Below are 5,289 nucleotides of genomic sequence, written 5' to 3'. Positions count from 1 at the left end.
CAAAACCCGTTGATGGTAAACTTGTTCTTGCCAAACGGGGGGAAGGCAAAGCCATCACTGGTGAAACACTCCCCGTTATTGTTATTCATGAGAAACATTGTACCTCTTGGGATTTTAAATACAGCGCACGAGATGAAGCAGGTGCAGCCAATGGCTTAGAAACAGATGTGGGGGACGACCAAAAAGCCGCCGCTGATGCACGAGAGCCAGAGGAAATTGAAGAAGGCGAAGATGTTATCCATATGGACGAAAATGACGCCCCCAATTTGCCTAAAGCAGAGACGGAAGCCAAAACACCTGAAGAACAAGAGCAAGAAGAAGAGAAAAAAGGCGGTGTTATCGCAAGCTATCATGATATTCGCACTGGTGAAAAAAAAGAAGTCAAAGTTGGTAAAGCACCGTTTCATGAACTCAAATATACCTACCACAATCAATCAGAAGCTGTTGCAGCCATTGCGGCTTATCGCAATAAATCATCTCGTGGGAAATCTTCTTTCTCATGTGATATCGGAGGTGATCCGTTTGTACAAGCAGAAGCAAAGCTTGTTCAGGAGCCCCCTTTCCGCCCCTATATTCCAGCAGAATGGCGCATCAAAAGCGTTAAACACAAACTTGATAAAACGGGTGGTTACACCACAAAAATAGAGTGCGAACTTTTTGATGAAGCCCAAGAAGACACAGCTGGAAACGTTGCAAACACCACACCAGACAAAGATGATACCCTTGATCCAAACGCTCCACCAAACGCATGCAACGAAGGCGAAGGCGTTATCCATATGGACGAGGAAGACAGATAAGTCAAATTAGAAAAAATGTAAGAAAATCTCGAAAGCAGCTTGACATTGTGGCGACAATATGAATAATCGAATCAGGTGCCTAGAAAACACCTTAAAATACCAAGCGGATTGATTGCCGAAATAATCAATCTTCTGAACATTAAAGATTTTGACTCATTATATGCTGTGGCATATAAAGATCTTGTCGGGTGTAGTTACGCTATACAATACCCTTTTGGGAAAAGCATAACGACGGACTTGGTACCGTGTTTTCTAGCACCCGGCACTCTTCATAGAGTGTCAATAGAAAACCTCTATTACCAAGGAGTTCACATGAACACTCTTATAAAAATTAAAGAACGGATTATTGATCAGGAAACTGTTCAAACCGTCAATGCTCGTGATTTGCACGCATTTTTGGAGATTACATCAAAGTTTGCAGACTGGATTAAAAATCGCATTAAAGAATGTAAGTTTTTGGAAAACATAAACTTTATAACGCTTTCTAAAAATTTAGAAAACGGTGGAAAAGTAAAAGAATACCACATTACATTAGACATGGCTAAACACCTTTCCATGATAGAGCGTAATGATAAAGGACATGAAGCACGTCAATACTTTATCAAATGTGAACAGCTTTTGAAAAAAGTAGCAACATCACAAATCGATTACTCAACTCCCCAAGCCTTACTGGGTGTCTTGAATCACTTACAAAGCCAAATCGAACAGAAAGATCATGTGATTGCAGAACTAACTCCAAAAGCAAAGGCTTTAGAAGGCTTAAAACGCTCTGATGGTTTGTTTGGTCTTATCGAAGCAGCAAAGATGTTGGAGGTACGACCAAAGGATTTAACGGATTACTTGCGTAAACATGATTGGGTCTATCGACGGGCTCCAGGGGCGCCTCTGTTACCTTATCAGGATAAAATCAAGAAAGGATTCATGGACTGCCCTGCTATCACCATTCAAAGACCAGATGGTACAGAAAAGGTACTCCCTTCAACAAAAATCACATCTAGAGGATTGGCATGTTTGAGAGAACAAATCCATGGAGGTGTACAATGAAGATAGACACCAACTTCTTATGTGATTTGTGGATAGCATTGTTCCAGTTTTCTAATGATGAAAATATTAACGAAAAAGAGTGCACAGCTCTGGTTAATACTATGACTGTCATAGAAAAAGTTTTGATTTTAAAACTTCAAGATGAGATGCCAAGTATACTTAAAATCTTAACAGTTCTAACAGATTTTGGCGATTCAGAGTTACCGCATAGCATGGATTCTTTGTTGCGAACTTATGAACCAAATTTGGAGCCTCCCATTAAAAAGGTTGCTTAAATACCTCCCTTCCCCATCTTTAAAGGTGGGGAGGTGGTTAAGATGCTTCTTCTAAAGCTTTCTGCTCCTTACAATTCTTTTGAATAGGTGTTAAACTCATTTGCAAATCTAAAGCACTCAAAACACTAAGAAAAGTAGAAAGGCGTGGATCACCTTTATCGCTTAAAGAACGATAAAGAGACTCTCTTGATAGCCCTGTATTTTGGGCGATTTTACTCATTCCTTGGTTTTTCGCTATTATACCAAGAGCATGGGCAAGATACTTACTATCTTTGCTTTCAAGAGCATCTTCTAAAAGAATCCTTTGTGTCTCAGGTGTCTTGAAATATTCACTTGTGTCAAATTTAGTAATTTCCATGTTTCATTTCCTTTACTAATTGAAGAGCTTTTTCGATATCTTTTTGTTGTGTAGATTTATCACCCGCATTTAATAACAAAATGATTTGTTTACCTTGTTTTACAAAATAGATTCTATAGCCAGGACCATGATGTATTTTTAACTCTCCAATTCCACGGAAAAATTTTACATTTCCAAGAAATCCCGTTTCTATTCTTGCTATCCGTTTAACAATATGCGCTTGCGCAATCTCATCTTTTAAAGAATCTAGCCATTTTATAAAATGCTCTGTTTTGTATACTGTAAACATTTGTAACTTATAAGATACAATTATTACAATGTCAAATACATTCTTTTGTTCCAATGAAAAAGCGACATGAAGCTTAACCAAGCTATCTTTCCGAATGAGAAAGATGTCAATTTTTTTAATCCAGCTCTGCTTTTTGCGGAGCTTTTTTTATGGAGAAGCATATGCGAAAAATATCATCAGAAGGACTTGCACTTATCAAACAATGGGAAGGTTTGCGTTTAAACGCCTATAAAGATGCCATTGGGGTGTGGACAATAGGTTATGGACATACAAACAGTGCTGGAAAACCTTTTATTTACGAAGGCATGACAATCACTGAAAAGCAAGCAGAAGAACTTCTTTGCCAAGACTTAAGACAATTTGAAAATGCTGTTGAACGCGCTGTTACAGTTTCATTAACAGATGAACAATTCGCGGCGTTAGTGTCCTTTTGCTATAATGTAGGAACAGGAGCCTTTTGTAACTCGACACTGTTAAAAAAGCTCAATCAAGGTGAATATGAAGCTGTCCCTGCCGAGCTACAGAAATGGACCAAAGCTGGTGGTAAGCGTCTTGAAGGTCTCGCACACCGGCGTGCGGCAGAAACAGGCTTATGGGCGAAAGGGGCTTTTGTTTCCTCCAATTATCAAACAGTAGAAACGCAAGCACCAACGGGGGTTTTCAAAGCCGAAGCTCTTGCACCGATTATTGGTTCTTTTTCAGGGCTTGGAGGCTTATTAGCAGGCAATGGTCCAGTGCAATGGGCGCTCGCCACTATCATGGTTTTAGCCGCATGTGCTGGCATTTTCTTTGTTGCTAAACGTTTTCAGGAACACCGCCTATGATCTTATGGATGAAAAGAAATCTGCTGTTAACAGGCGCGGCTTTAGCCGCTTTTTTTATGGCTTTGGCAAAAGCTTTTACCCTTGGAAAAAAGGCAGAACGGCAAAAGCAAACAGAAAAAACCTTAAAGGCAGCAACAACACGGCTGGAGGTGGAAAATGAAGTTAATCAGAAAAATGATACTGATGTGCGTACTGCTCTCTCTCGTTGGTTGCGGGACAAATAAGTATGTCTCTTGTGTTGGTTGGTTGCCAATTTATTTAGAGAGGCAAGATGTTAACGTCATCAGTTCCAATTTAGCAAGAGAGATCTTAAAGCATAACAAGCAGGGCGAACGTGTGTGTGGGTGGAAACATGGCTAAGAAAAAAACAAAAGACGATACAGAGCTTACAGAAGGAGAAAAAGAAATCCTTCAAGAAATCATCATGACCTACAAAAGTATAAAAGTGATGTCACGTTATACGAGATGGATTGTACTCATTATACTCTTGCTAGCGCTTGATTTTTCACGTCTTATAGATGCATTGGTAAATATTTTTACACAAAAACCAAATATCCGACTCTAAATACATTCTGAGATGTGCGAAACTGTTTAGCAAATGAATTGTCAATTTCGCGCGCCTCACAGATGCGAGAGATAATATCGTTTTACACATCTCAAACAGTGGTTTTCAAAAGCTGAAAGCCTTATCCTCTCCCCGCTTTTGAAACGGGGAGATGAGTCATGTCGTTTACTTAAGCAGCTTTCGTAACAGATCTTGCTAAAACCCGCTTAGCTTCTTTAATGAGAGCTTTATATTTTCTATTCTCTTCATCCACTCTAAAAGCGTCAATAAGACGAACATGGATTGGACCTAAAAGATACAAAGCTTTTTCACCAGCACTCATACCCTCCCAGTAACTTGGCAAATCAAAGCGTGTATCATTATCATAATCAACAGATTGGCTTTTTAACTTTTTTTCACACTCGATAAAGTAACGACGGGCCTGTCTACCTTTCTCATTGCGTTCAACCATTGAAAGTTCTTTAGCCATGTCTAAGGTAAGGTGATAATCTATTGCTGTAATAGCTCTAGATTTTGCGCTCCCCAATTTTGGGGACCGCAAATCTTGTGTTTTTATAAAATCACTACCCTCTTCAAATTTATACTGATGAATGCGATCTTTAATCCAGGTAGAAAAATCTTTCCCTATTTCCAAAAACGCATGCAAATCACGAGCGTTTACCGTTTGAACAGTTTCCTGATCAACGATTTTTTCTTTAATTTCTATAAGCGTGTTCATAATGAACTCCTATGTGTTTAAATGTCTTCTATTGACACTCTAGAAGAGCGCCGGGTGCTAGAAAACACGGCACATAGCCCGTCGTTATGCCTTCCCCAAAAGGGTATTGTATAGCATAACCACACCCGGCAAAGCCATTATATGTGTGTAACATACAATGAGTCAAAGCCTTTAATGTGCGGAGAAAAGATTGTATCGGCAATCTATCCGCTATGTGTCTAAGGTGTTTTCTAGGCACCTGCTTCGACAATAGACACATTGTTATAATCCTGTCAAGTATCTCCTGTTATAAATGCAGCCCACTGTTCCAAGAGAGCATGGCGTTGTTCTAAAAAATCTGTCCGCATATAAGCTTTTGTCACTGAACTCCCAACTGAATGTGCAAGAACAGTTTCGGCAATCTCAAAGGGTGTTGACGT

General features: G+C 39.5%; 9 protein-coding genes and 2 pseudogenes. 7 read left to right on the top strand and 4 right to left on the bottom strand.

Going from position 1 to position 5,289, the window contains the following annotated elements; translation table 11 throughout:
- From ACFINU_RS08950 to ACFINU_RS08940, 3 genes and pseudogenes are all read left to right on the top strand, one after another.
- Positions 1-797 (top strand): annotated as a pseudogene (locus tag ACFINU_RS08950) (late control protein); the annotation flags it as partial.
- Positions 798-1,109: 312 nt separating this feature from the next.
- Positions 1,110-1,841 carry an antA/AntB antirepressor family protein gene (locus ACFINU_RS08945; protein WP_375618857.1) on the top strand — a complete coding sequence of 244 codons (732 nt, stop codon included), beginning with the start codon at positions 1,110-1,112 and terminating at the stop codon, positions 1,839-1,841.
- Complete coding sequence (locus ACFINU_RS08940; protein WP_375607127.1) at positions 1,838-2,116, top strand: hypothetical protein; 279 nt, start codon at positions 1,838-1,840, stop codon at positions 2,114-2,116. Before ACFINU_RS08945 ends, ACFINU_RS08940 begins: the two co-directional genes overlap by 4 nt.
- A 37-nt stretch (positions 2,117-2,153) precedes the next feature.
- On the opposite strand, the gene ACFINU_RS08935 is transcribed toward ACFINU_RS08940, so the two are convergent.
- Both ACFINU_RS08935 and ACFINU_RS08930 read right to left on the bottom strand, forming a co-directional pair.
- Positions 2,154-2,474 carry an addiction module antidote protein gene (locus ACFINU_RS08935; protein ID WP_011180241.1) on the bottom strand — a complete coding sequence of 107 codons (321 nt, stop codon included), beginning with the start codon at positions 2,472-2,474 and terminating at the stop codon, positions 2,154-2,156.
- A complete protein-coding gene (locus tag ACFINU_RS08930) occupies positions 2,461-2,763 on the bottom strand; it encodes a type II toxin-antitoxin system RelE/ParE family toxin (RefSeq protein ID WP_212113015.1) in 303 nt (100 codons plus the stop codon). Before ACFINU_RS08930 ends, ACFINU_RS08935 begins: the two co-directional genes overlap by 14 nt.
- A gap of 161 nt (positions 2,764-2,924) precedes the next feature.
- Here ACFINU_RS08930 and ACFINU_RS08925 point away from each other — a divergent pair, with 161 nt between their 5' ends.
- Genes ACFINU_RS08925 through ACFINU_RS08910 form a run of 4 tightly spaced genes read left to right on the top strand, consistent with a single transcriptional unit; the run spans position 2,925 to position 4,152 of the window.
- Complete coding sequence (locus tag ACFINU_RS08925; RefSeq protein WP_375614652.1) at positions 2,925-3,587, top strand: lysozyme; 663 nt, start codon at positions 2,925-2,927, stop codon at positions 3,585-3,587.
- Positions 3,584-3,811: a hypothetical protein gene (locus tag ACFINU_RS08920; protein WP_375607125.1), complete on the top strand. Its 228-nt coding sequence runs from the start codon at positions 3,584-3,586 to the stop codon at positions 3,809-3,811. Before ACFINU_RS08925 ends, ACFINU_RS08920 begins: the two co-directional genes overlap by 4 nt.
- Positions 3,744-3,947 (top strand): hypothetical protein, encoded by a 204-nt coding sequence (locus tag ACFINU_RS08915; RefSeq protein WP_375607124.1) that lies wholly within the window; start codon positions 3,744-3,746, stop codon positions 3,945-3,947. Before ACFINU_RS08920 ends, ACFINU_RS08915 begins: the two co-directional genes overlap by 68 nt.
- Positions 3,940-4,152, top strand: coding sequence for a hypothetical protein (locus tag ACFINU_RS08910; protein ID WP_375618855.1), 213 nt, complete (start codon positions 3,940-3,942; stop codon positions 4,150-4,152). Before ACFINU_RS08915 ends, ACFINU_RS08910 begins: the two co-directional genes overlap by 8 nt.
- 169 nt (positions 4,153-4,321) lie before the next feature.
- On the opposite strand, the gene ACFINU_RS08905 is transcribed toward ACFINU_RS08910, so the two are convergent.
- Positions 4,322-4,870: an antA/AntB antirepressor family protein gene (locus ACFINU_RS08905; RefSeq protein ID WP_375614654.1), complete on the bottom strand. Its 549-nt coding sequence runs from the start codon at positions 4,868-4,870 to the stop codon at positions 4,322-4,324.
- A 272-nt stretch (positions 4,871-5,142) separates the two neighbouring features.
- Positions 5,143-5,289 (bottom strand): annotated as a pseudogene (locus ACFINU_RS08900) (integrase); the annotation flags it as partial.

The organism is Bartonella sp. AC130YNZD, from assembly GCF_042196865.1.
Taxonomy (GTDB): Bacteria; Pseudomonadota; Alphaproteobacteria; order Rhizobiales; family Rhizobiaceae; genus Bartonella.
The sequence above is the reverse complement of the archived record's forward strand: the minus strand, read 5'-3'. Positions and strand labels throughout refer to the sequence as shown.

Excerpts from the sequence above, each read along its gene's own strand:
- ACFINU_RS08945 (WP_375618857.1), top strand. The coding sequence starts at position 1,110 with ATGAACACTCTTATAAAAATTAAAGAACGGATTATTGATCAGGAAACT.
- ACFINU_RS08940 (WP_375607127.1), top strand. The coding sequence starts at position 1,838 with ATGAAGATAGACACCAACTTCTTATGTGATTTGTGGATAGCATTGTTC.
- ACFINU_RS08935 (WP_011180241.1), bottom strand. The coding sequence starts at position 2,474 with ATGGAAATTACTAAATTTGACACAAGTGAATATTTCAAGACACCTGAG.
- ACFINU_RS08930 (WP_212113015.1), bottom strand. The coding sequence starts at position 2,763 with ATGTTTACAGTATACAAAACAGAGCATTTTATAAAATGGCTAGATTCT.
- ACFINU_RS08925 (WP_375614652.1), top strand. The coding sequence starts at position 2,925 with ATGCGAAAAATATCATCAGAAGGACTTGCACTTATCAAACAATGGGAA.
- ACFINU_RS08920 (WP_375607125.1), top strand. The coding sequence starts at position 3,584 with ATGATCTTATGGATGAAAAGAAATCTGCTGTTAACAGGCGCGGCTTTA.
- ACFINU_RS08915 (WP_375607124.1), top strand. The coding sequence starts at position 3,744 with ATGAAGTTAATCAGAAAAATGATACTGATGTGCGTACTGCTCTCTCTC.
- ACFINU_RS08910 (WP_375618855.1), top strand. The coding sequence starts at position 3,940 with ATGGCTAAGAAAAAAACAAAAGACGATACAGAGCTTACAGAAGGAGAA.
- ACFINU_RS08905 (WP_375614654.1), bottom strand. The coding sequence starts at position 4,870 with ATGAACACGCTTATAGAAATTAAAGAAAAAATCGTTGATCAGGAAACT.